The 26,168-nt window shown below is 36.1% G+C and carries 21 protein-coding genes; 14 read left to right on the plus strand and 7 right to left on the minus strand.

Translation table 11 applies throughout. The annotated features are described in order from the left end of the window. Position 1: 1 nt before the first annotated feature. Genes DI076_RS11325 through DI076_RS11340 form a run of 4 tightly spaced genes read right to left on the minus strand, consistent with a single transcriptional unit; the run spans position 2 to position 4,604 of the window. Complete coding sequence (locus DI076_RS11325; protein ID WP_108959967.1) at positions 2-1,075, minus strand: hypothetical protein; 1,074 nt, start codon at positions 1,073-1,075, stop codon at positions 2-4. Next, positions 1,072-2,943 carry a motility-associated ABC transporter substrate-binding family protein gene (locus tag DI076_RS11330; protein WP_108959968.1) on the minus strand — a complete coding sequence of 624 codons (1,872 nt, stop codon included), beginning with the start codon at positions 2,941-2,943 and terminating at the stop codon, positions 1,072-1,074. The genes DI076_RS11325 and DI076_RS11330 overlap by 4 nt, the downstream gene beginning before the upstream one ends. A gap of 3 nt (positions 2,944-2,946) precedes the next feature. Continuing rightward, on the minus strand, positions 2,947-3,678 hold the full coding sequence (locus DI076_RS11335; protein WP_108959969.1) for an ABC transporter permease: 732 nt from the start codon (positions 3,676-3,678) through the stop codon (positions 2,947-2,949). Beyond that, positions 3,675-4,604, minus strand: coding sequence for an ABC transporter ATP-binding protein (locus DI076_RS11340; RefSeq protein ID WP_108959970.1), 930 nt, complete (start codon positions 4,602-4,604; stop codon positions 3,675-3,677). The genes DI076_RS11335 and DI076_RS11340 overlap by 4 nt, the downstream gene beginning before the upstream one ends. 32 nt (positions 4,605-4,636) lie before the next feature. Here DI076_RS11340 and DI076_RS11345 point away from each other — a divergent pair, with 32 nt between their 5' ends. After that, the gene (locus tag DI076_RS11345; RefSeq protein ID WP_108959971.1) at positions 4,637-6,151 is read left to right on the plus strand and encodes a PAS domain-containing sensor histidine kinase; all 1,515 of its coding nucleotides are present in this window, start codon (positions 4,637-4,639) and stop codon (positions 6,149-6,151) included. Then, positions 6,148-6,543 carry a response regulator gene (locus DI076_RS11350; protein WP_108959972.1) on the plus strand — a complete coding sequence of 132 codons (396 nt, stop codon included), beginning with the start codon at positions 6,148-6,150 and terminating at the stop codon, positions 6,541-6,543. Before DI076_RS11345 ends, DI076_RS11350 begins: the two co-directional genes overlap by 4 nt. Positions 6,544-6,552: 9 nt before the next feature. Here DI076_RS11350 and DI076_RS11355 read toward each other — a convergent pair whose 3' ends face one another. Beyond that, complete coding sequence (locus tag DI076_RS11355; RefSeq protein WP_167396527.1) at positions 6,553-7,554, minus strand: adenosine kinase; 1,002 nt, start codon at positions 7,552-7,554, stop codon at positions 6,553-6,555. 83 nt (positions 7,555-7,637) lie between these two features. On the opposite strand from DI076_RS11355, the gene DI076_RS11360 reads away from it, so the two are divergent. From DI076_RS11360 to DI076_RS11380, 5 genes are read left to right on the plus strand one after another with little or no spacing between them, the layout of a single operon-like run. Beyond that, positions 7,638-9,716 carry a TonB-dependent receptor plug domain-containing protein gene (locus tag DI076_RS11360; protein WP_108959973.1) on the plus strand — a complete coding sequence of 693 codons (2,079 nt, stop codon included), beginning with the start codon at positions 7,638-7,640 and terminating at the stop codon, positions 9,714-9,716. Next, positions 9,716-10,915 (plus strand): hypothetical protein, encoded by a 1,200-nt coding sequence (locus tag DI076_RS11365; protein ID WP_245918394.1) that lies wholly within the window; start codon positions 9,716-9,718, stop codon positions 10,913-10,915. The genes DI076_RS11360 and DI076_RS11365 overlap by 1 nt, the downstream gene beginning before the upstream one ends. 35 nt (positions 10,916-10,950) lie before the next feature. After that, complete coding sequence (gpmI, locus tag DI076_RS11370; RefSeq protein ID WP_108959974.1) at positions 10,951-12,603, plus strand: 2,3-bisphosphoglycerate-independent phosphoglycerate mutase; 1,653 nt, start codon at positions 10,951-10,953, stop codon at positions 12,601-12,603. A 15-nt stretch (positions 12,604-12,618) separates the two neighbouring features. Beyond that, positions 12,619-14,667 (plus strand): serine hydrolase domain-containing protein, encoded by a 2,049-nt coding sequence (locus DI076_RS11375; RefSeq protein ID WP_108959975.1) that lies wholly within the window; start codon positions 12,619-12,621, stop codon positions 14,665-14,667. Positions 14,668-14,711: 44 nt separating this feature from the next. Beyond that, the gene (locus DI076_RS11380; RefSeq protein ID WP_100715784.1) at positions 14,712-15,050 is read left to right on the plus strand and encodes an STAS domain-containing protein; all 339 of its coding nucleotides are present in this window, start codon (positions 14,712-14,714) and stop codon (positions 15,048-15,050) included. A 37-nt stretch (positions 15,051-15,087) separates the two neighbouring features. Here the strand turns inward: DI076_RS11380 and DI076_RS11385 are convergent, their stop codons facing one another. Continuing rightward, positions 15,088-17,484 carry a SpoIIE family protein phosphatase gene (locus tag DI076_RS11385; protein ID WP_108959976.1) on the minus strand — a complete coding sequence of 799 codons (2,397 nt, stop codon included), beginning with the start codon at positions 17,482-17,484 and terminating at the stop codon, positions 15,088-15,090. 84 nt (positions 17,485-17,568) lie between these two features. Between DI076_RS11385 and pgsB the strand changes: the two genes are divergently transcribed. From pgsB to DI076_RS11410, 5 genes are read left to right on the plus strand one after another with little or no spacing between them, the layout of a single operon-like run. Then, entirely contained in the window at positions 17,569-18,765 is a 1,197-nt protein-coding gene (pgsB, locus tag DI076_RS11390; protein ID WP_108959977.1) for a poly-gamma-glutamate synthase PgsB, read from the plus strand. After that, positions 18,758-19,222 (plus strand): poly-gamma-glutamate biosynthesis protein PgsC, encoded by a 465-nt coding sequence (pgsC, locus tag DI076_RS11395; protein WP_108959978.1) that lies wholly within the window; start codon positions 18,758-18,760, stop codon positions 19,220-19,222. Before pgsB ends, pgsC begins: the two co-directional genes overlap by 8 nt. Continuing rightward, entirely contained in the window at positions 19,222-20,352 is a 1,131-nt protein-coding gene (gene pgsW, locus DI076_RS11400; RefSeq protein ID WP_108960937.1) for a poly-gamma-glutamate system protein, read from the plus strand. Before pgsC ends, pgsW begins: the two co-directional genes overlap by 1 nt. Positions 20,353-20,358: 6 nt before the next feature. Further along, positions 20,359-20,547, plus strand: a complete 189-nt coding sequence (locus DI076_RS11405) for a hypothetical protein (RefSeq protein WP_108959979.1) — start codon at positions 20,359-20,361, stop codon at positions 20,545-20,547. A 51-nt stretch (positions 20,548-20,598) separates the two neighbouring features. Next, the gene (locus DI076_RS11410; RefSeq protein WP_439957291.1) at positions 20,599-21,150 is read left to right on the plus strand and encodes an LIC_12238 family plasminogen-binding lipoprotein; all 552 of its coding nucleotides are present in this window, start codon (positions 20,599-20,601) and stop codon (positions 21,148-21,150) included. Here DI076_RS11410 and DI076_RS11415 read toward each other — a convergent pair. Further along, a complete protein-coding gene (locus tag DI076_RS11415; RefSeq protein ID WP_245918396.1) occupies positions 21,134-23,005 on the minus strand; it encodes a tetratricopeptide repeat protein in 1,872 nt (623 codons plus the stop codon). The two genes, DI076_RS11410 and DI076_RS11415, sit on opposite strands and share 17 nt — an antisense overlap. Positions 23,006-23,292: 287 nt before the next feature. Here DI076_RS11415 and DI076_RS11420 point away from each other — a divergent pair, with 287 nt between their 5' ends. Both DI076_RS11420 and DI076_RS11425 read left to right on the plus strand, forming a co-directional pair. Further along, a complete protein-coding gene (locus DI076_RS11420) occupies positions 23,293-23,961 on the plus strand; it encodes a hypothetical protein (RefSeq protein WP_108959982.1) in 669 nt (222 codons plus the stop codon). 150 nt (positions 23,962-24,111) lie between these two features. Then, entirely contained in the window at positions 24,112-26,160 is a 2,049-nt protein-coding gene (locus DI076_RS11425) for an ATP-binding protein (RefSeq protein WP_108959983.1), read from the plus strand. Positions 26,161-26,168: the final 8 nt, after the last annotated feature.

Below are 26,168 nucleotides of genomic sequence, written 5' to 3' on the forward strand. Positions count from 1 at the left end.
CTTATTGGATTTTCTGGTTGGGACGCTCGTATCGGGAAGCACTTTTCACTTTCATGACTGCATTCACTAAATTTTGGAAGGATTCTTCTTTCATCCAAGTAATGGACTCATCGAAATAGGGAGGAAACTGCCTTTGGACTGGCCGCCACCTTCCTTGTTCGGATTCCCAAACAGGGAAAAGAGACAATCGGATTTTGTTCCCACCAGAAATGGTAATCTCTAGGACGGCTTCTGGGTTTGTTGTTTCAGTCAAACTCGGAAACTTGGGAGCCCCAACTTCGTCAGGATAAAATTCTACTTTTAAACCTTTTACAACCGATTCCCATTGGTTCCCTACATCTGGAGGTAATACAATCCGTTCCCCAGTGGTGCGACTCCATTCATTTACAAATACATTGTATTGGTTTTTTTTGGCTCTGTTTTCGACTTGGACAGTGATCCCTTGTCCAATGAATTTGAGCTCTTGGATATAACCTTCACTCATGGTGACATACATTTTTTCTCTAAAATTCGAAACGGGTGTTCTGAATTTTTCAATGATGTATTGGTAAGGAGCAATGATCTCATCATTGACTAAAACCGCAATTCTTCCTTCCTCAGCACCTATCTTCTTTCCGAATAACAACTGTTTACTAGGTTGAAATTTTATATCTGCTCCATTTTCTTCGGACAATGACAGAGAAGGAGAAAACTCACCCAAACAGTATGTTTTTTTGATTTCTTGTGAAGACGATTCGATGAGTTTTGTTTTGAGAACACTGAGTTCGGAAAAACTATTTTTCACATTGTAATTCCCTTCATACGCAACTTTGTTTCCATTCACAAGCGTTGTGACTGTATACAAAGCTGGTTCATTCCACCCACGTGAAATCTTTCGAAACACCATTGGGAATTCGGCAAAACTAGGAACCAAGTTTCCACACCAATCGGACTTTGGTGGATTGTATTGGATCGATTTCCAATCTTCTTTCCAATAATTGGTTTCAGAAATATTTTCTGGATGGTCCTCCATTAAATAAAACAGGAGGAATAACCCAATAAATGCGATAAGAACTAAACTGATTTTTTGTTTCATACTTCTAATAAAGAATGTTTACGCCTTGTGTAGACAAAGTAAGACCCAACTGCCAAAATGAATCCTGGGAATAGAAATACTCCAATGACCCAAGCAACTAACTTTTGATTGTCGGATAATGAAATGGTATCCACTTCTTCTTTTTTTAATGGAATCTCAGCGACAATATTATCTTGGAATAAACCAGTGATCGAAACTGTTGAAAATTGCGAGTTCATCACATAAGGAATGAATTGATCCGTAAGCCAACTAGTTCCTGTGTGCAGAATGATTTTTCCTGACTTTTCTCCTGTGAGTGACATGGGAGACAAGACTACAGAGAGGATTTTACTTTCCTTCTTTTCGTTTGCATCCATTTTACCATTTTTGTTTAGGTCTTGGTAGGCATCAAAACCAGATTCAAGTAACGTAGCTGATTTCCAAACAAATGGGGTTGGTGCGTTAGGTTCGGATTCCAAATAACCACTGTAAGGAAACAAAATTCCCATATCTTTTTTTTGTAAAAGTTCTGTGATTGGATTTTCAGGGAAACGTTTTGCAACAATAAATCCAGGTTTTTCTTCCCTTTCAATCATTGGTGAAACATTAAACTTTAAACCAGCTGATTGTAATAACCAGGCAAAGTCCTCACTCCCTTTTGGTTCCATAGTGATGAGAATTTTTCCATTTTTTTCTAAAACATACTTGGTGATTTCATCTCTTGCTTCTTTCGAAAAGGGAACTGTTGGACCAAGGATCACAAGCATATCAGCATCTTCTGGAAGTTTAGAAGGCCAACCTTGTGCAAATCCAAGTTCGGCCACTTTAAAATTTAAGAACTGTAAAGCAGATACAAATCGATTTACCTGTTCGTTTGGAAGTGCTCGAAAAGCCATTCCATATCGTTCCCCATTGGCAACAGTGAAATAAACTTTTTTTTGTTCGGTTGTGACATTGAGAAGAGCACCAACTAACTTACGTTCCAAGTCTTCTAGATCCTTTGGTTCCTTCGCGATTACCCTTTCTTCTGCAAAAGGAATGGCAGAAGTTAATACTGATTGTTTTTTAGAACGAACAAAAATGGTTCCATTGGAAACTTGTCCAAATTCTTTTAATAAATCAATTTCCACATCCGCATTGATGAATTGGACTGTAATGTGAGTATTTTCGGACTTAATTTGGTCGAGTAAAATCTCAATGTCCGGTCTTACGCGTGTTAAGGCAAAAGCCGCTAATTTATCTCCATTTGCTGGCCCATCGGCTTCGAGAGGCCTTGGGTAAAAGGCTGTAATTGTAACATCTTGAGTGATTGGTTTGATAAGGTTTCTTGAAATTTGGGAAAGAGAAAACTTCCCTTGGCTACTCAAATCAAAATTATAATTCCGTTTGATCGCAAAAAAATTGACTGCCACAAGAATCGGTAATACAAACAAAAATCCTAAGACTGCATTTTGTAATAAGGAACTTTTGGATTTTGCTAAATTACTTTGTGCTTCCAGTGATGATTTGCCAATCTCAAGAAGGATGATTTGTAAAAGGAAAACCAAAGAAAAAAGAACCACACATAACAATAAGAATTCTCTGACTTTGGGAATGGCGCTCACTTCTTCATTAAAACCAACAATAGGTTTTAAATCTAAAAAATCACGTAAAACAGATAACAAAAAGGCAGCAATTCCAAATACGGCAGCTATGTATCGGTTTTGGTCTTCTTTTCTGATCCCTTTTGAAAACGCACGAACGATAGTGTCCGATGCCAAAAATAAAAATACTACACCCAAAAAGATGATTTTTCGTTTTGGATCTACCACCATTCCATCAAACAAGAAATAGGCGAAAAGAGAAACTAAACTTACAAACGGTAAAACTCTATCAGCTGATAATAACATGATCTAACCTCTCCATCTCCTGGATTCCAGGACCTTTACGGTTAAGTATAAAAATAGGAAAGTTCCACTTAAGAAAAATACAATCCCCGTCAAAGGCAAAACACCTTTGGCAAACGCAGCGAAGTGGGAAAATATATGCAAATGGAATAAAACCTTTCTTGTAGTAGCTTGGAACAAATGTGAGAAATAACCCACTACCCAAAGTGTCAAAATGATGAGCACTGAGATTAGGAGTGAGATCATTTGGTTTTTGCCAAGACTAGAACCAAACATTCCAATCGCGAATGTAAAAACACCAAGTAAAAATACTCCTACACTTCCCGATGCGACCATATAAAATGGCGCCTTCCAAAACGCATAAAGTAAAAGCGGAAAAAGTCCATTGATGAAAACTGTTATGATACCACAAACAGTAACACCAAACATAAATTTACCGAAGACAATTTCTAGATCCGTAATGGGAGAAGTGAATAGTAACTCAAGAGTTCCTTTATTTTTTTCTTCCACGATGGAACCCATGGAAATGATCACCATGGCAATTAAGATGGTTGTCATAAATGAAATAAAAGTGATGTAAGTTGCAATTTCATAATTGGCAGTTCCATTAAAATTGAGAATCATCACGAATAATGCATTCAAAAAAGCAGTTCCACCTAACACAAGTGGACCCATATAAGTTCCAAAAAATAATTTTAATTCTTTTTTATAGATCCAAACAGCCGTTTGCCAGTTCATATTTTCTCCATAAAAATTTGCTCAAGTGACACATCTTGTTTTTTTAAAGATTCAATTTGAATCCCAAGAGACAATGCTTTCGAAAACAAAGACTCTTTGAATTGTTTTGGATTTGTTGTGCGGACTAAAAACATTTCTTCTTCTTTGTTTGTTCCCATTTCATTATAATGATCAGTATCTGAAAGGACAGACTTCATAAATTGGTTTAGTTCTTCTTTTGGTTTCCCAGATAGTCCCACTTCCCAACCCGCAAGACGGTTCATCTCTTCCTCTAATCTAGTTAGAGAAAGTTCTTGTTTTAAACTTCCTTTGTGAAGGAACAAAAATTTATCACAGGTTTTATAAATCTCTGTCAAAATATGACTGGAGATAAGAACAGTGTGACTTCCCGCCAAACTTCGGATAAGACTTCTTATTTCGACAATTTGTTTTGGATCGAGACCAGAGATAGGTTCATCCATGATGACAATCTCGGGATCCCCTAAGATGGCTTGCGCAATTCCTACTCGTTTGCGGTACCCAAGGGATAAGGTTCCAATGAGTTTGTCCTTTACATGGCTCAGGTTTGTTTTTTCAATCACCTTCTCCATCTCTAAAGTTAATTTTGGTTCATCGATTTTTTTGATCCTACCTACAAATTGGAGGTATTCGGATATCGTCATATCCTCATACAGTGGCGGAGTTTCTGGTAAATAACCGATCTTTTGTTTTGCTTCCAATGGAAAGTCAAAGATAGACTTACCATCGATGGAGGCATCCCCCGCACTTGGGATCAAATACCCTGTGAGGATACGAATTGTTGTGGTTTTTCCCGCTCCATTCAAACCGAGGAGACCCACAATCTCACCTTTCTCTAATTTAAAATTGAGCCCTGAGATGGCTCGTTTTTCGCCGTAAAATTTGGATAAATTGCTGACTTGTATCATAACTTTGGTTTAGTTTTCGTATACCTGCACCTATGAATGAATTTCTAGAAAAAATCAAAAGCTTTTTCAAGGATGAAGAGAGCTTTTTTGATGCAAAGCAACTTCTAGGCCAAAATTGGCACAATTTTGTCCCACAATACTTTGACAAAATCCTAGAAACACGTACGAATTCGGTGTTTGTCTTAGACAGAGAAGGAAATTATACCTATGTCAACGCCAAAGCGGAAGAAATGGCAGGCAAATCCGCTGAAGAAATGTTAGGGCAGAACATTTGGAATTTATTTCCAGTTTTAAAAACCCTCGAATTCGGAACACATCTCATGGAGGCGATTGAAGAAAAAAAAACCTTTCGCTCAGAAGAAACATACTTTGATGGAATGGGATGGTATGATATGCAAGTTTTCCCGCAGGAAAATTTCACAATCATCATCGCGACAGAAGTCACACACGCCAAAAATGCAAAAGATGAATTTAGCCAAATCATCACCAAAAACAAAACCATTTTAAATGCCTTACCTGATTCTTTGTATGGGATTCATAGGAATGGAAAAACGATTAATCATAAAGAATTCCCTCATTTTACAGGTTGGGATTGTAAAAACAAAGAAACAAACCTTCGTTATTCGGACATAAGCGAAATTTTCCCTGAAAACAAATTAGTAGAAATCCGTTCTATATTGGAACAAGTCATTGATTTAGGAGAAACCAAAACGGTTGAATATTCCATTCATGATTCTGATGGTGAAAAATGTTTTGAAGCACGTTTTACCAAAGCAGGAGATGTGGACGCACTTGCTATCATTCGTAATATCACGGAACGAAAAAAAGCAGAAGCATTAAAAAATGAATTTATCAGTTTGGTAAGTCATGAACTGAGAACTCCACTTACTTCCATCAAAGGATCGATTGATTTGTTACTTGCAGGAGTTGCCGGAGAAGTTTCCAACCAAACCAAGTCCTTACTCAATATCTGTAGGAAAAACACACAAAGACTTGTTCGTTTTGTTACGGATTTACTTGATATAGAAGCCTTAGATTCAGGGAATATCAATTTTAAATTTAGAACCTATTCATTAAAAGAAATCCTACAAACTTCAGTGGATGGTATGCGCACATTTGCGGAACAATACCATGTTTTATTAAACTTTGATTCTAACTTTCCACAAACAACTGTTTATGTCGATGAAGACCGATTAAATCACTGCATCACCAATTTGATTTCCAATGCAGTAAAATACACACCTAAATTTTCGGAAGTGTCTATCTCAGTGCATTCAGATGACACAAAGGTAAAAATTCTCATCAAAGACAATGGACCTGGTATCGATCCAAATTTTGCTCCTAGATTGTTTCATCGATTTGCACAAGGTGCACCTCCAAAAGACAAACTCGTTGGTGGATCTGGACTTGGATTATCGATTACAAAAGGGTTTGTCGAAGCCATGAAAGGAACCATTTATTTTTTATCAGATGATACTGGAACTGTTTTCACGATTGAGTTACCCATCGTAAAACCAGGACAAATTCCTGCAGGATTTGACCAATGACTCTTCCTAATTTAAAACATGTATTAATCGTAGAAGATGAAGAAGACATTGTTGAAATTCTTAGAATTGCATTGGCATTTAACTCAAGTTACGAAGTGAGTTTTGCAAAAACTGGCCCCGAAGGATTACAAAAAGCCATTATCCTACAACCTGATTTAATTTTACTTGATGTACTGATGCCTGGAATGAATGGAATGGAACTGATTGAAGAATTAAAAATTTTTCCAGAAACAAAAGAGATTCCAGTTGCATTTATCACATCACGTGTGTTGAAGAATGAAATATTGGAATACCAAAAAAGAGGGGGCATTGGTGTGATTGAAAAACCATTTGCCCCTCTTGAAATTGCAGATAAAATCCAAACCTTATGGATGGACTTTCACAAAAAATAAATTGATCCCTTATTTGTCTTGGAACCCTGCTAAAATTTCATCTTGTCTACCCATAAGTCTTACAGATAACCTTGGACCTACTTCACAAACAATTCGCGAAGCAACATAATTGCCCCATCTTGCTGATTTTTGTGCTGAATAACCTTGTGTGAGTCCATACAAAACTCCCGCAGCAAAAGCATCTCCTGCTCCAGTTGTATCAATCGGTTTGACAGGAAATCCTGGAACCAAAGTAATTTTCCCATTTTCTGCTACATAAGCTCCGTCTTTTCCAGCAGTCATAAAAACGAGTGGGCAAAGTTTGGATACAAATTGTACGGCTTCCTCTGGAGTTTTTGCTCCACTCAAAGCGAGTCCTTCTTCCGAATTACAAAAAACTACATCAACATATTCTTTGGTTAGGTGAATAAATTCATCGCGAGAACGATTTACACAAAATGGATCACTATAAGTAAATGAAACTTTGATATTGTTTTCTTTTGCAAGTTTCATCGTGAGTTCACTTGCTTTTTTTGTAGAATCCCCATCCCATAAATAACCTTCTACATAAACAAACTTACTTTTTTTTAAGTTTTCCACATCGATGTCATTTGGTCCAAGAGATGTCGAAATGGCTAGATTCGTAAGCATAGTTCGTTCTGCATCTGGAGTGGTGAGAACAACACAAGTACCAGTGTGTCCATTTTTGTCAGGAGTGGTTTCAAATAAAACTCCCGCATCTTCCATATCTTTTTTATAAAATTCACCATATGTATCATGTGTGACTTTGCCAGTATAACAACAAGTCCCACCTGAATTGGCGATAGCGATCATAGTATTGGCAGCACTTCCACCAGAGCGAAGTTCCTTTTTTTCATTATGGAGGTCGGCAAGAATTTGACCTTGTCTCGTTTCGTCAACTAAGGTCATCACTCCCTTCGTGATATTTTGTTTTTCTAAAAAGTTTGGGTCGATGAATGCAATGATATCTACCAGGGCGTTTCCTACGCCGAATACGTCGTAATGTCTCATGGGTACAATGCTTTTTTCCTTTAGGGAATTGACACTCAATTTTCCTATTCCAGTTTGGCTAAGTACCGAGAAAAAACGGCTTCATGATTTCCAAATTCAATTTATTTTTGCTCGTTTGTTTGTTCCTCGGACCAAATTTTCTATTTTCACAATCTTCTCCTTCCAAAGAGCCAGAAACAGTTGAGATCAAAGCAAATGTAGAATCCGCCTCTAAAAATACAAATTTTAGTAAAAACCCAACTGGCTTTCAGAAAGAGATTAATCTCGAATCAACAAACACTCGCTATATGAGTCTTCCTGATATTTTGAATCGAGAAGCTGGAGTCAGAATTCGCCAATACGGTGGGCTCGGTTCCTATTCGACACTTTCCCTACGTGGCACAAATCCAAACCAATCAAAAGTGTATTGGAATGGAGTTCCAATCAATAACTCGTTAGGTGGTGAAATCAATCTTGCAGACTTACCCTTTGATAATTTGGAAAAAATTGAAATCTACAAATCAGGAACACCGGCTGGTTTTTCTGGGTCAGCCATTGGTGGTAGCATCAACTTAGTTTCCAAGACTAAAATTGATAAACCAATCACTCGTGTGAATTTGATGGGAGGCAGTTTTAAAACGGCAAAGGCAACTGTAACTCATATGGACCAATTCTCAAGTGGCTCTTATTTTATCCAGGCATTACAGGAAACTTCAGACCAAAACTTTGCTTACTTAAATAACAAAGGAACTGTTTTATTCAATACCTATGATGATACCATCGATGAAAGGAGAAATGCACAGTTTCGGAAAACTGGCTTCACTGGTAATGTATCATTTGAAGTTGGTAAAACAAAAATTAATTTTTTAAATGATTATATCCACAGAAAACAAGGGTTACCCGGTCCAGGCAATCGACAAACCACTTCGGTTGGTAGGGTATTTAGTAAATTATCCTCAGCAATTACGACAGAAACGAATGAATTTTTATTAACAAATTTGACATTGGAAACCAAAACCTATGGGAATTTTGCAAAAGATGATTTGTTTGATCCAAAATCAGAATTTAGTTTTGGAACACCTGATGCTTTTACAAAAACAAACCAATATGGATTTCAAATCTCACCCACTTTGTACTTGTTAGATTATTATCAAGTTTTACGAACATCGATCCAAACAGAACAAGAGTTTTTTACCCGATACGAAAAACGTTCAAATCACGAAACAGAACGTAAGGAACCTAAAAAAAGAAGAGATACCCAAAGTTTCACCTTCCAAGATGAAATCCGTCTTTTATCGAACCGATTGTTTTTAGTCCCACAAGTACGTTTTGAACGATACACCGATCGTTTTGGAAAAGACGAAACAAGTATAAGAAACCAACTTCTGGATCCTACTTCTGATGTTTTTTATGTCAGACAAAACTTCACCAATCCAAGTTTCGGAATCAAATTCATTTGGATCAAAAAAGAAAATTTGGAATTTGGATCACTTGCTAATATCAGCAAGGACTTCAGGATTCCCAGCTTTTTAGAGTTATTCGGTGAAAGAGGAAGTATTGTAGGAAACACAAAACTTAAACCGGAACAAAGTCGAAATGGTGATGTCGGATTTTACCTTAATTCAAAAATTGATTCCAATTGGAAAATCCAGTCCGATATCTCTTATTTTCAAAAACGAATTTATGATATGATTTTGTTTTTGCCAAACTCTCAGTTTACTTTACGCCCAGAAAACGTCGACCAAGCTTTTATTCGTGGTGTTGATACAAATCAAAACATCATCTGGAAAAAGGGAATTAAGTTTAACTTAAATTATACTTACCAAGATGCAAAAAATTACTCCGAATCACCTGCGTTAAATGGAAAATACCTTCCACTTCGTTCCAAAAGCCAAGGGAGTGCCTTACTCGCTTTTTTTAATGAAAAATCGGAATTGGGAATTGAATACCAATACATTGGGGCAAATTTCCGAGACAGAACTAATGAATATTTGGGTTATTTACCAGCGCGCCAATTTTGGAATCTATATGTTCAGTATTCACCATTCAAAAATAAAGAAACTGGAAATGAATTGATTTTAAGTTTTGAAGTGAGAAACCTTACAGACAAACGTGTAGAAGATTTGGTTGGTTATCCATTACCGGGTCGCAGTTATTATGTGACAGGGAGTTATCGATTCTAATGAAAGTTCAAAGTTCATCCGGAAATTGGAAACACTTAGTTAACATCCCAACTATACTTTTTCTATTTGTGCAGTGTAGCCAGTTAGAAATTGAAAAACCAAATTTATTCCAATTTTTGTTTTTATCTGCATCCCCGACTTCTGTTGGCGTTGTCACTTCCGATTTTGCAAGTGGTGGAAGGTTCAAAACTTTCGAACCAAATTCATTTACTACATTTCCGACTTCCATTCCCATTCATTCGGATGCAGTTGGCAGATACACAAATGACCGAGTTTTTATCGTCAATCGATTGAATCGTGATTCGATCCAAGTTTTAAATCCTCAATTCGGATTTCTCACCGAACAAGAGTTTAGTGTGGGACAAGGTAAAAACCCCCAAGATATAGCTGTTTGGAATGATAAATATTTTATCAGCTTATACAATGCAGACGAACTTGTCATTTATAACCGCTCTTCAGGAATCAAAACTGGAAGTGTATCATTTACATCTCTTCGTGAAACGTTTTCCACATCAGGAATTCCAGATAGTTCCGTAGAAGCTTCCTATATGATCCAAGAAGGTTCGAGTTTGTTTGTTTTACTGCAACGACTTGATCGAAACGATGTCTCAGGATACCTTCCTCCTAACTCCGATTCCTATTTAGTAGAAGTGGATATGGATTTAAATCAAATCAAAGCAGTGTATACACTTCCCTATCGTAATCCAAGTTCAAAAATCCAAAAAGTATTTTTATTCGGAGAACCACATTTAGTATTTTCATGTGTAGGAAGAGTTGGTTTCATTTCGCAAATTGATGCAGGTATCATTGCGTTCCGATTGAGCACACGACAGTTTCATCCAAACCGTTTGTTTGCGGAAGAAACAGCTGGCGGTGATATCCTATCGTTTCAGATTAAAAATGAAGAGTATGGTTATGCGTCCGTTCTAGATGCAGGATTTAACAAAACCATCCAAGTTTTTCGCCCTCGCACAGGTGAGAAACTAGGAACTCTATTGCAAATTCCAGGAAATATTGGAATTAGTTTATCGGGTTTGTTACTCACAAACGAAGGAAAACTACTTGTGGGTTCCACTGATTTTACGAGACCTGGGATTTATGTTTATGACACGAACATTGGAAATGTTTTACTAAACCCGATTCCTAGTTCCGTGGAGTTAACTCCATTCGACATCTTCCAGTTGCAAAATCTTCCCTAATTTTCAAAATGGAAAAAGACAGGGGAATCTAATTTATGTTAACTCTAAAGAAACATCCACAAGGTGCATTGACCAAACAAGTTTTACTCATCGTACTCGATGGAGTGGGTTACACAGAAAAAGGATTTGAAAATGGGAATGCCGTTGCAAAAGCAAATATGCCAGTTTTAAAAGGACTTTGGAAAAACCACCCAACTGTATTACTTAAAGCTCACGGGACAGCCGTTGGTATGCCCAGTGACGAAGACATGGGAAACTCAGAAGTGGGTCACAATGTACTTGGTTCCGGACGTATCTTTGACCAAGGGGCAAAACTTGTTTCTTTATCCATTGAAAATGGAAGTTTGTTCAATGGACCTATCTGGAAAAAAATTGTCTCCAATTGTTTAAACAAAGAGTCCACATTTCATTTTATCGGACTTTTCTCTGATGGAAACGTTCATAGCCATATTGATCACTTAAAAGCACTCATCGACAATGCTATCAAACAAAATATAAAAAAAATAAGATTACATATTCTATTAGATGGAAGAGATGTTCCCGAAAAATCAGCGTTAGACTACCTGATCCCATTTGAAACCTATTTGGATTCCCATAGAAAATCAGGCATAGACATATTAATTGCATCTGGTGGTGGTCGGATGGAGTTAACCATGGACAGGTATGATGCAGATTGGTCCATGATTGAAAGGGGATGGAAACACCATGTGGAAGGAGACGGACGGATTTTCTCTTCTGCAAAAGAAGCGATCGAAACTTTCCGCACTGAAAATCCATCTGTGATCGACCAATACCTTCCTGGATTTGTGATTGGTGATGGAAGTGGTAACCCTGTGGGAAAAATTTTAGACAACGACTCTGTTGTATTTTTTAACTTCAGAGGTGACAGAGCCATAGAAATTTCAAGAGCATTTACAGAAGAAAATCTACCACTTCTCAACCGCAAACGATTTCCAAAAGTAGAATTTGCAGGAATGATGCAGTATGATGGAGATCTATTCATCCCCAAACAATACTTAGTTGCTCCACCAACTATCGACCGCACAATGGGCGAATACTTTGCCAATGAAGGAATAGCACAATATGCTTTATCTGAAACACAAAAATTTGGCCACGTAACTTTTTTTTGGAATGGGAACCGATCTGGTTACTTCAATCAAAACTTAGAAACATATGAAGAAGTGAAATCTGATATCATCCCTTTTGACCAAAAACCTGAAATGAAAGCAAAAGAGATCACTGACAATTTAGTTCTTGCTCTCACTTCTCATAAGTTTCCATTCCTTCGAGTTAATTATGCCAATGGCGATATGGTCGGACATACTGGAAATATGGATGCAACAATCAAAGGATTGGAATACCTAGATGTTTGTTTGGACCGAATCAAAAAAATTTGTGATGAAACAAATACGGTTTTATGTATCACAGCAGACCATGGTAATGCTGATGAGATGTACCAATTGGACAAAAAAGGAAATGCTCAAACGACAAAAGATGGCAAACCAGTTCCCAAAACGAGTCATACCCTCAATCCCGTACAATTTGTACTATATGATCCAAAAGGTAAAATCCAACTCGAACCAAATTTAAAGGAATCAGGTCTTGCAAACGTAGCCGCAACCATGATGGATTTATTAGGATTTGAAGCTCCGGAAGGTTATCACCCAAGTCTAATTCATAGAAATTAAATTTTTCCAATTCCTATGATGTTTCGAATCGTTACCTATCTTTTGTTCAGTGTATTTGTATTGAACTGTTCAGAAGATGGGATTGGATCTTTCTCAGAAGAAACCAAAGAAAAAATCCGCAAAAAAATCAAACAGGAAGGATTCCAAGGGGTGGTCCTTATCTCTCAGGATGATACAGTTTTATTCCGAGAAACTATTTATTCAGGAAAACGCAGAAAACGTTCACAACTTTTTCAAAAACGTGCTTTTCCGTTAGGTGAATCTTCCAAATTATTCACTACTTATTTAATCCATCGATTGGCAGAGGAAAAAAAAATAAACATTGCTGATCCCATTCAAAAATACCTTAAATGGTTTCCAAACCCGAAGATCACAATTGAACATTTGTTACGTCATACATCTGGCCTTCCAAAAATCATCGAGTTTATGCCCAATTTTGACTCGGAAAGATCAAACTTAAAACGTGATGATATCAAAAGGTCATTTTTAGAATCTAATTTTAAACCTAACTTTGCACCAGGTGAGTATTGGAAGTACAGTCGATTGGATTATTTATTTTTGGCATATCTCATTGAGTTTGTCACCAATCAACCTTACGCAAATGTTGTGAAAAAAGAAATTCTTGAACCTTTGGAAATGACACATTCTCAAGTGGATCCAAACGACCTACTCCTTGGCAACAGTGGTGTCTTAAGTACCCCTGAAGACTTAAAAATATTTTCCGAAGCAATTCGTACCAATAGAGGAATTTCCAAAGAAGCAAAAGAATCTCTCATCAAAAGAACTGTTCTTACGGATGTTATATCAGAAGATCCAATTGCATTCGGAGAAGGAGTTTATGTTGGAGATTATTTTTACTGGGCTTATGGGAAAAAAAATGGAGTTTCCAATTTCATCTATCATGACTTAAAAAGTAGAATTTTTATCACCATAGTTAGCCCTTTTGGAGCAAGTAAAGGTGATTTGTCTTCAATCAAGTCAACCTTAACAGAAATTATTTTCAGTGCTAAAAAATTAAATCTTAGAAAAAAGACAAACTCTGCAAATGAATTGTACATTGAAGATTTTATGAAAGAAGAGAAAGTTCCATCTCTTGGTATTGCTGTTTATAAAAATTATAACTTACAATGGAAAAAGATGTATGGAACAAAAACCCAACAGACACTTTTTCGCGCGGGATCATTGTCCAAAACTATGACAGCAACTGCAACTTTACGTTTAGTTGAATCGGGGCAGTTAGATTTATATTCCAATTGGATTAACAAACTAAAACAGTACAAAGTGTCCGTTCCAAAGGGCAAAAAAAGAAGTATAGTGAATTTAGATTTACTCTTATCACATACAAGTGGTTTAACTGAAAAAGGGAATTGGGATGATCCAATTAACTCTGGCAAAAAACACCTGAAAGATTTAAAGGATACTAATGTTTCAAAAGGAAACGGTCTCAAACTTTATTATAGACCTGGAACAAAGTCTCGTTATTCGGGTGGTGGGTATAGTATTGTCCAAGAAATTTTAACAGAACGAACAGGAGAACCGTTTCCCACTTTGATGGAGGATTATGTATTCAATCCATTACATTTGAAACGAAGTACGTTTCGTCAAAATTTAACAGAAAAAGATGATAAATGTGATGGTTATGATGAACTTGGAAAGATTTTACCTGAAAAAAAATTCGTAACTCCTGAACTTTCATCTGGTGGTTTATGGACAACTCCAGAAGACATTGGAACAGTTTTTAATGAAGTGGCAAAAGCCAAACAAGGTCGTTCTGAATTCTTAAGTAAAGAATCAGCAGAATACCTACTTTCACCCAAAATGAGTGCAGCAAATTTAACCGTTCATGCACTTGTTGCCCATGGATTTTTTCTGAACCGGACCGGAAAAACAGAGTATTTTTTCCATGGAGGGCATACAAAGGGACATAAGTCCTTGGCCATTTTTAATGCTGAAAAGGGATACGGAGTGGTCATTATGACCAATTCAGAGAATGGATCCAAACTGATCTGGCGGATTTTACGGACCATTTCTGTGGATGAAAAATGGGATAAGTTTGTGAATTAAACTATTGACCAAATTTTTAAATTGGCTATTCTCTAAGCGATTCGATGGAATATACAGAATCTAAATCTAACGGAATTGTAGTCCTTAAATTGTTTGGCAACTTAGATATGTTAAATGCCGGCATTCTCAAAGAAAGGATCAAAGAATCTGCGTCCCAATCCGAACATCGATTTATCTTTGATTTGGAAGGGGTCAGTTTTATCGACTCCTCTGGGTTTGGACTCATCATGTCACTCAATGACAAACTCACAGAATTAGGAGGGGGTTTAAGAATTGTAAACGTTTCAAAAACTATCCGCCAAATTTTTAGAATCTCAAAAATTTCATCTGTAATCCAAATCTTCGAATCCACAGAAGAAGCCATCGAATCCTTTCACTCTTAATTTTTCTTAAATTTTCATCGATTGAAAATCTCTTACATTACGTGACAGAAGTTGTTACCATTTTTTTCCAAAAGTTTTTTAGTTTTAATACTTTGGGATTTTCAGGTGCCATTTCTTGTAATGCCAGTAAAACTTCTTTGGATCGTTCAATGTCTCTTCTATGCATCAATATTTCTGCTAACAGAAGTAAGTTGTTAAAATTCTTTGGATCTCGATACCTGAGTCTCTCTGCATAGTCTGTCGCAAGAACAAAATCTCTTTTTTGTTTGTGAGCATATGCGATGTAAAATAAAAAGTCTGTATCACCTGGATTTAATTGTAGATATCGATTTGCGAGTACAATCGCTTTTTCATAATCTTTAGATTTCATATAGAGTTTGGACAATTCTCTCAAACAATACAAATCATCTGGTTCAGATTCCAAAGCAAGTTCTAAAGCAAATATAGCATTATTCCACTCACCATCTCTGTAGGACTGAATTCCTTCACCTAACATTTTATAATATGTATTGTTTTTTGTAGATTCTTTTGCAGCATATGCAACTTCCTCTAAAAATGAAATCCTCATGAGACTCAAATCATCAGTTAATTCACCGAATAACATCATCACACGGCAGATCTCTGCTAAATCTCCAGCACCTTCTGTGACATGGCGAAGGAATACAGTTTCATCATCGTTGATCATCCTGTTTCCGCCAGAATGACCCACAAACAAATCATCCCGGCCATCAGAACCCAAAATCAAGACATCACCAGGACGTAATGGATAAATTTGAATGACTACTTCATCACCACTCATTTCCGTAAAGCCAATCTTACGCAACGAATGTTCGTTTTCCAAAAAACTCGCTACTCCATCTCGGTACAAAACAATCCAAGGGTGTTCGGCATTGATGTAGTACAATGTACCTGTTTCTTCATCCACCAAACCTAATATAGCCGAAAGTAACATATGACCATCAAAACTAATGAAAACATTATGTACCTCTTGGAAACATTCCTTTAACCAACGTTCGGGGTGCCTGTCCTGCATGTATCTTAGTTTCTGAGTACGAGTAATGATTGATTTAAATACTGTTCCCATAACCAATGCACCACCAGCACCTTGTATGGATTTTCCCATTGCATCTGCATTTAAAAATACAGTGTATTTTTTCCCCATGAGATAAATTGAATCAGAAACAGATAAATCGCCACCAATCTCAGATTGTTTGTTACGAAACTGAAACTGCTTCATTTGCCTTTCGAAAATTTGAATCGAAACAGTCTCTGATTTTGCAAAAGATCCCTTTAGTGGTTTGATGAGTAGTGAAGTTAAAAAATAATCTCCATCTTGTTTTTCCTGCATCTTTTGCATTTCAGATAAAGTATCATTCAACTCTCGAGTGCGCTGGTTTACCATCTCTTCTAGATGATTTTGATGTTCGGCTAACTCCTCTTTCATTTCAACAAATACCCGCCCCATCTGTCCTATTTCATCACTTCTATGGGTTGGTAAAGTTTCTGGTTTCCATTGGTCCAAATCAACCATAGCTGATGTCAGGAGTTTGATTGCTTCCACCATATCTCGAGAAAATAAAAAGGAGATCAGAAAGATAACACCACATAACACTAAAGAAGCGACCACAAAAAATGACCAAATTTTCCAGGTTTTAGACTCTACCTCGTTCTCATCAATCATCACATGAAATACCAGTTGTTTGATCTTTTGAGAACTTCCAACGTATGGAATTTTTACTAAATAATAAGGTTTATTTTGGAAATGAAATCTTTGTTCTTCTAAAAGTAAGCCTGGATTTTCATTCATCACCATTCGGATCATATCCGATCCTACAGTTTTCACCTTTCCTTCCTGAAAAATTGCCAGATGGATCCGATTGTCTTTTGAGATTGTTTTTGTAAAACTATCATCAACCACTTGGCCAATGAGAATTGTACCTCGACCAAAAAGTGGTGCTGCTAAACGAAATCCAAGTCCACTATGCCCATCTTCCAAGGCAGCAGTCGCTTGGCCATTCAGAGCATTTTGAATGATAGGTTGGTTTTTTTTATCATCCCCAAAATCTTTTGGTCTATGGACCCGAAAGACTACTTTTCCTTGGTTATCACCGAGTTCAAAAATGGAAAGACCATACCGTTTTAAGATTTGTTGCAAATAAGGAAGTTCTCTTTGTAAAACTTGACGATCACTAAGTCCCCGTTCCAAAATTTCCCTTGTTCTTGCGTTAAAGGTAATTTCTTCCAATAATAACCTAAGTTTTTCTTCTTTGAACTCTAACTCTCGCTGAAAGTTTCGTGATAAGTCTTCTGCTCTTTGTGTTTGAGGGATATTCTTGACTGATTGTAAAAGGTAGGCGAAACTCGTTGTGAGAGCAATTACAAGAAGAATTTGACTCACACTCAATATTAATAAGAATTTGTAACGTATGCTCATAGAAAACTACGTGCATCTTCTCAAATTTACGTTACAATCAAATGACATTCCTTTGAAGGAAATGTATCATCTGGAATTTTTAATATGAAACCAAATGCCACCTTATTTTTTCTCATAATTTTGGTTTTAGTAATTTATTATACAATTGAGGTGATTTTACATAATCTAACCTTAAAAAAATTCAAATATAGAATCCACGTCAACGGTACTAGGGGAAAGTCAAGTGTAACAAGACTTATACGAGCCGGTCTCTCTGTATCTGGGCATTCAGTTTTTGCAAAAACAACAGGAACACTTGCTCGTATGATCTTCCCAGATGGTTCCGAAAAATCTATTTCAAGATTTGGGAAACCATCTATATTGGAACAAATCAAAATTCTCAAAAAAGCAAAATCATCTGGAGCAGACATTGTTGTATTAGAATGTATGGCCTTGGAACCACGATACCAGTGGGCAAGTGAAGGTCAAATTTTGCATTCTGACATTGGAGTGATCACAAACATTAGAGAAGATCACTTGGAAATTATGGGACCAAAATTAATTGATGTCGCAAAAACATTGTTATCTGCAAGCCCAATCAACGGAACACTTGTTGTGGGTCCAAACGATTTTGAAAAAGAAGTCCTAGATGTTTGTTTGGATAGAAATACTAAAGCAATCATTCTATCCAAAGAAGAGATTGAATCTGTTACTGATGAAGAAATACAAAGGTTCCCATATTGGGAACACAAAGAGAATGTATATCTTGCACTTAAAGTTTGTGAATTATTGGGTGTGGAACGTAATGATGCCTTAAATGCAATGTGGAAAGTAAATCCAGATCCAGGAGCTCTTTCCGTATTACCAATTCACTTTTTTGGAAAAGAGTTTATCTACGCGAATGCTATGGCGGCCAATGATCCTAGTAGCACAAAACTCATCTGGAATTCTATTTTGCAAAGGTATCCAGATATTAAAAAACGGTTCATTTTATTCCATACAAGAGAAGATCGCCCAGAACGAACCATACAACTCACAAAAGAGTTTGCCAATTGGGAAGGTTATGATGCCATTATTTTGATTGGTTCATCTACTTCATTTGCGTTTCAATGTTTAAAATCATATTCGAATACGGATGTTCCTATTTATGTATGGGAACACTTAAGTTTAGATGGGATATTTGAATCGTTAATATCGATACTTCCAAAACAATCATTGGTATTTGGAATGGGGAACATAGTGGGACTTGGCATGAATTTGTCTTTATACTTTAAGAATAGGTCAGAACAAACATATGAATGAAATTCTTCCTTTGTCGATTGGACTTAGTTTGGTAATCAGTTTGGTTTTTTCAGAATTGTTCGGTATTTTAGGTACGGGACTCGTTGTGCCAGGTTACCTTGCATTATCTCTCACACATCCCAAAAATATCGCTCTCACTTTTCTCATCGCATTTTTATCATTTATCTGCGTTGAACTTCTCTCAAAATTTTTAATGATCTTTGGCAAAAGAAAAATAGTCTTCATCTTGTTATTTGGATACTTTTTTGGTTATTTATTAAATTATCAAATTTTACCAGACATTGATTTACAGTATTTATCTGAAGTAAGAGGAATCGGATTCATCATTCCTGGACTCATTGCTGTATGGTACGAAAGACAAGGTGTAATGGAAACAACTTCCGTATTAATCTTAGCTGCCATATTCGTAAAAATTCTTTTAATTTTTCTTTTGGGAAATGAATTAGAAAACTTATGATTACAAAAGTTTATTGGTCACCTTGGCAACATTCACGTGTAGCATTATTTTTACTGGCTGTCCTTGGTGTTATGGGATTACTATTAATCGAAACTTGTAAGGTAAAAAAAGAACAACCATACTTCAAAAAAAAATTACATGCGGCTAAATTAGCTGAACGTGGATTCCAAATCTTAAAACCAGAGCTTCTAAAACATAAAAAACCTGATTATAGAGAATTTGACCCAACTAACTCGGGTTTAATTGGAGAATTTTTAACTCCAGTGACAAGCAACAGTGGTTCTTTGCAGGCAAAACAAACTTCCGTAAACCCAAATTTCGCTGCGGTAATGGTTCAATTCCTAAAAAAGGCAAAGGTAGAGGAAGGTGACACGGTAGCTGTTGCCATCTCAGGTTCATTTCCTGCATTAAACATTTGTTTGTTCGCTGCATTAGATACTTTAAAACTTAAACCAATTATTATATCAAGTGCTTCAGCATCTCAATTTGGAGCGAATCATCCTCAGATGTTATGGCTTGATATGGAAAATGAATTAGAATCTTCTGGTATATTTTCGTATCGTTCCAGTTATGCATCATTAGGTGGTATACAAGACAAGGCAGCTGGAACTTCTAAAGAAGGGAAAGAAATGCTTTTACGTGCACTAAAACGCAACAAAGTCAAATTATTAGATCCAATCCACTTTGAAGACTCAATTGAAAAAAGAATGAAGTACTTTGATGAGTTATCACAAGGAAAGCCCATCAAACTTTTTATCAATGTTGGTGGAGGTACAACGATATTAGGAACAAATTTGGGCAAACAAGTTTTTAAAAATGGATTGATTACTGATTTACCAGAAGAGGTTCATATTCCCAATTCTGTGATTAAGTTGTTTTTAGAACGGGAAATCCCTGTTATCAATTTCATACAGATTGAATCATTGGCGAGAAAATTCGGGCTTCCTTTAACTCCCAAAAAAGTCCCAAAACCTGGAGAGGGAAAAGTATTTTATTCAGAAGAATACAATCCGATTTTGTATGTTTCTGTTTTCCTTTTTTTGCTCGTTGGATTGTATGGAGTAACGAGACTCGGTTGGGGTGAAAATGAAGAAGATCGTTACCTCCCGATTACACTCCGTTCCAGGTGATTCCATATGGCAAAAATCATAGTATTATCAATTTTACTTTTTTTTATATTACGTTGGTTGAGTCGCATTTTGATCTTACCTGCAAAAATTGCGGAAGAACTTGGTAAAAACCAAAGGGAAACATTTCAGATTAGACCAAAATCTTCCCCATCCAAAGAAAAAGACATCTCAGACCGTGGAAAAATAATCGAATAACTTCCAATTTCAGACGAGAAAATTTCAAAATTGGACGAAATTCTAAATAAGATGAGACAGAATTCGTCGGCCAAATTAGCCCATTTTTTCCACACGAATCAACTAAAATACACCACTCGTTTCCTTATCACTTTATTATTGTTAGTATTTATCCAATGTGGTGTTCCCAAAGGTGAATTTGGTTGGACAACTACCAAAATGGAAGAAATGGACATTCTGGAACAACACATCCAAACCATCACTGATTATAAAATGATGAGGGATGATCTTATTTTTTCCCCAACTGATACCATCCACTATGTATACCAATTTTCAAGGAATCCTGGACTCGAGACAGATTTTCATATTTCACTCAACCGATATGAATTGGATTTTGTGGAAATTGATATTAAAAAGAAACGAGTAGAACCAGATAGTCTAGCGATACGAGATGAATTTTCTTTGTTAAGAACAGGTGAATATTTAATTAAAATCGTACATGAAGGTGATACGGTTGATGAAGTGAAATTTAGAGTATTGCCTGATGAAGGATATACACAGGAAAATCTAGAACAAGAATTAGCAGGCGATCAGACCGACGAAATCATTAAATACTCTCGTTAATCGGTGGCTCTATATTTCCCGTTTCTAATATTTTTTTGATACGTTCCAATTCTTTTAGTGCAACACGGATATCTGTTTCCCCACCTTCTTTGATTACAAATTCATAATACTCTTGGGCTTTTTTATAATCACGGTTTTCCTCGGCGAGGACTCCTAATCGAAACAAGATTTTAATGAGAGGAATTTTATTCCGTTTCGTTTCTAAAACACGAATCACAGCTTCTTGGTCTTCAATTTTTAAATCCATTAATCTATACTGTGATAATGCATCATCAAGAGTTGTGACCATTAAATCTTTTTTCAATGTTTGTTTTTTCTCAATCAATTCCAAACGTTCTTTTTCAGCTAAGATGAGTTTCTCATCAATTTTTTTCCATTGCACAAGTGCAATGTTAAGTTTGTTTTGCTCTAATTCAAATTTTTTGAGTTTTTTATCTTTTTTACTGAGATAAAAGTAAGCAATCGATTCCATTTCAGGAAGTCCTGTATCCTCCGCGAGGGATGGATTCCAATCTTTACTATTTTTCTCTAACCAATAAGTTAAAAAACTGGCACCTCTTTCTGGATCGCCAATCTTATGATTGAAAAACACACCAATTTCATAGGAAACTCTTGTTTTTTCAAGTGTATCTGGACTTAATTTAAAAAATGTTTCATAATAATTTCCGGCCAAAATATTTCTTTTTAAATCTGCATTAATCGTTGCTAAACGCAAATTGGCTTTTATTATTTTTTCTTTTTCTTCGTCAGTTGGATTCGGATTTTTTAAATACTCGTTTAATGCCTTTTCATAAAAATCAGCAGCTTTTTCTTTTTTTCCATCTTGCCTATATTGTTCAGCTATGTCATTTAATACATTGGGGTTTTCATTCCAAATACGATAAGCTCTTTCTAAAATCAGCTCATAGGCAAAAAAATCTGTATTTCTTTTATAATCAAAGAGAACGTAAATTCCTTTTCCTGCTGTACCTAATTTATTTACAATCTTGAGTCTTTCTTTGTTATCATCTTCTAGTTTTTTAACAACATTGGAAAAAGCATAAAGATCATTTGATTCTATTTGTTTTCGTTTGTTTAGATAAACTAAATATCTTTTATTATATGAATCTTCATAATTTGATTTAGCATTTTTTCTAGTTTCTTCAATCAAACGAACTTCATCACTCCAAAGTTTTCTTTGAGAAACCAAATCTGATAACTGTTTTCCTTCTCGAATCCAATTACTTTCTTTAAGATGAATGTCATCCTTTGCTTTTTTTAATTTTTGTTCTGCTTGGATCCACTCCTTGTACAATCGTTCATGTTCTTTGGCCGAACTTTCATCATATCCAAGTACATCTTCTTTTTGCCATTCTCCCATACGGAAACCTTCTTCTGTCATCTCTAATGGATGGTATCGAAAGGCAGCGATGTAATGCCTAAGAGCAGGTGCAAATTTTTCAGATTCTACATATAGTTTTGCAAGTTTGGTATGTAAATAATACAAAAGTGGTGAGTCACGAACAATAAAGGTTTCAGAATGTTTGTGAGTACTTTGCCAAAGTAATAACCGAATGTCATTCATCTCAGTGCGAGAATTATAAACATTTCCTTTTTCACGATCTTCCCAGATTCGTTTTTCTTCGATGAATTGGCTATAATAGCGTTTGAGAAGACCTTCCGCCTCACGGATCTTAGTTTCCAAATTTTTTGGACCTGTCTCCTGTCCTGGATCCACAGGTAAATCTGCACCAGGGATAACAGGTACATCAGGTGCATTCGGATCCACTGGTTTTGGTTCATCTCGAAGGGCGATCCCAGAATCTTCATCGATGTTGATTCTTTTTTCAGTGTCGAGAGATTTGACTTCCTCCATGGAAATTACCTGGAGTGGGGAAAGATACAAACCTGAGAGTGGATTCCTGCGGTCTTCCTCCCCTGCCCAAATTGAAAATTGTAAAATGAAAAAAAGGAACCAAATGCACAACTTGGACTTATTTCTTTTTGAAACCTGATTGTCCGAGAGAGAAAACTCCAATTGTGATTCCTACCTGTAGTCAATTATCGGCGAAATTTCAATTTTCCCAATACAAAAGGTGTTGTATTCTTTTGCCAGATGGCGTTCACTAAAAAACAAATCCAAACCCAATCAACAAAAATCACATGTCAAAAAATATAGTCGAAAGGTATCTCGTTCTCAAAAATAAATATCGGAATTATGATACAAAATATGCCTTAAAACGGATGCAAGCTTTTCGACTTGCGACTCAAGAACTTTCCAGAAAAGGTTATGAAGTTGCTCTTGAACTACTCGGTTCCATCAATTTTGGGATTGTTGATCCAACTTCCGATGTGGACTGCATACTATTACTCGAATGTGACTTGCACAAAGACCAAGGTTCATGTCCCCACCATTGCAACAATTTAACTTTCGTTAAAGCCGAAATTTCAAAATTTGTTACAAAACGATTATCACCTGAATCGTTTAATATTGATTATTTAGATTCTATCAATTTAAAATATGTAGAAGAAAAAATCAGAACAGAAACTGTTCTCGGTGATGAAACACTTTATTGCCTGTTATTCTATCGCAATATTGGTAGGCCAGTGAATCGCCCACTTTTTATTCCCTTCTGTGATCAATTAGAGGAGAATCATGATTTTGTCAAAGAAATCATTCCTTGGGCATCCGAAGCTTTGGAAGGGTATTTAAATACCAACCAACATCGTATGTCTTTTAATAAGTACAATGAAAGAATCCGTGCCCGAGGCCTAAGCCTTCCAGAAGGATTACAACAAGAACTACAAGCCTATATGGAAGGTGAGTCTTAGAATATAGCATTTTTAGTAGAAACAACAATTACTATGTCTGAACTTTAGACAAAGATTCAGAATTGAGTATCCATTTTGTCTCATCACTAAATTTAGCATTGATTTGAATATTCTTCTTTACTACTTTTCTTTTTTCAGTAGAGTATCGCCATGTTGGATGCAAGTTGGATGCCGAAAAGGAGACTGTTTCCTTACCTACTTACCAATTTTAGTTTATTTATTTTTGTCTCTATAGCCTTCGCATTTTATACAGCAAGCGAACGAAACATAGATGCTGCAGAAGAAAATCGATATAAATCCTTACAAATTGCAAACGAACTCAGACAATCTTCCGACCAACTAACAAACTTAGTACGTTTGTATGCAATTCAGAAAAAACAGAAATACAAAGAATACTTCCAGCGAATTTTAGAAATTCGAAATGGAGAAAAACCAAGACCAAAGGGTTACGATTATGCCTATTGGGATTTGGTCATTGCCGATGAATTACCTCCACCACCTGAAGAAGGGGAACAGATCAGTATCTATGATGCAATGAAACAGGCTGATTTTGAGGAATCGGATTATGCACTACTCTCCTTATCAAAAGAAAAATCAGACCAACTTACCAAAATCGAATTTGAATCTATGTCTTTGATTGAAGAAGAATTAAAAACAGGAAGGTCAAACCCAAAAGCAATCAGGATCTTATTTGATGATCATTATTTGAAGTGCAAAGCGGAGATTATGAAACCGATTAATGATTTGTATGTCCAACTCGACGAAAGGACTTCACAAGCTATCTTAGATGCAAAAGAAAAAGTTTTTTTCTTACGTACTGTCTTAATCCTCTCTGGTATAATTTTTGGGATTACTTTATATTTAACCCATAGATCATTAGTGTCTATTATGGGGGGAAGTGTAGATGAAGTTTTCCGCCGAATTTCATTACTTGGTGAAGGCAAATTTACAGGAGAAATTCAGACTACAAATAACAAAAATTCAATCTTAAACAGCTTAAATATCACACAAAAAAGATTACAAGAGTTATACGAAGAAAAGGAAATGGCAAGTCATGCAAAATCAGAATTTTTAGCATCCATGAGCCATGAAATTCGCACTCCTCTCAATGGAGTCATTGGTATCACCCAAATATTATTTAAAACCAATTTAGATGCAGAACAAAAGAACTATCTAAAAACCATTGTCGACGCAGGAAAAGCTCTCTTAAATATTTTAAACGATATTTTAGATTTCTCTAAGATTGATGCAGGGAAATTAAAAATTGAAAATATACCCTTCCACCTACCAAATTTAATCAAAGAAATTTTCGATTTATTTGTGATCGAATCCCAAGCAAAACAGTTAGAATTTTCTTATCAAATTGATCCCAAAGTTCCCGAATTGATCATTTCAGATCCAAGTAGGATTCGTCAGATTTTATTCAATCTCATTGGAAATGCGATCAAATTTACTGAAACTGGATACGTCATCCTTCATGTTGAAATCAAAGACCAAATGATTCTCTTTGAAATTAAGGATTCTGGAATTGGTATATCATCAGAGAAACTCTCCTCTTTGTTCCAAACATTTTCACAACTGGATGCTTCCACCTCACGGAAGTATGGTGGAACAGGACTTGGTTTGGCAATTTCAGAACGTTTGGTAAAGTTACTGGATGGGAAAATTGGTGTAAAAAGTGTTGAGGGTGTAGGTAGCACGTTTTGGTGTATGATTCCTCTTTCCACACCGAAGGAAACAGTTTCTAATCAAATACTAATCGGAGAAGAAACAAAAGATATAAGCACAGAACAAAATGATTCTGAAAATTTTTCAAACCAATCATTCTTAGTTGTAGAAGACAATGTTTTAAACCAGAAGGTGATTGGTGGATTACTTAAAAAACAACAGATCCATTATGATTTGGCCGAAAACGGAAAAATAGCAGTTGAGATGTGCCGATTAAAACACTATGACTTGATTTTAATGGACTGTGAAATGCCAATCATGGACGGATTTGAAGCAACCACCAAAATTAGGGAAATGGAAACAAACAAGGAACAAAAATCAGTCATCATCGCTGTCACAGCACACGTGTTAAATGAACATAAACAAAGGTGTTCAGAAGTAGGTATGGATGGTTTTATCAGCAAACCCTTTTACATTGATGATTTATTGCAGACTTATTCGAAAGTGTTAAAAAACAAACGATCCAAATAAAGGTGGCA

It is taken from the genome of Leptospira ellinghausenii (assembly GCF_003114815.1).
Taxonomy (GTDB): Bacteria; Spirochaetota; Leptospiria; order Leptospirales; family Leptospiraceae; genus Leptospira_A; species Leptospira_A ellinghausenii.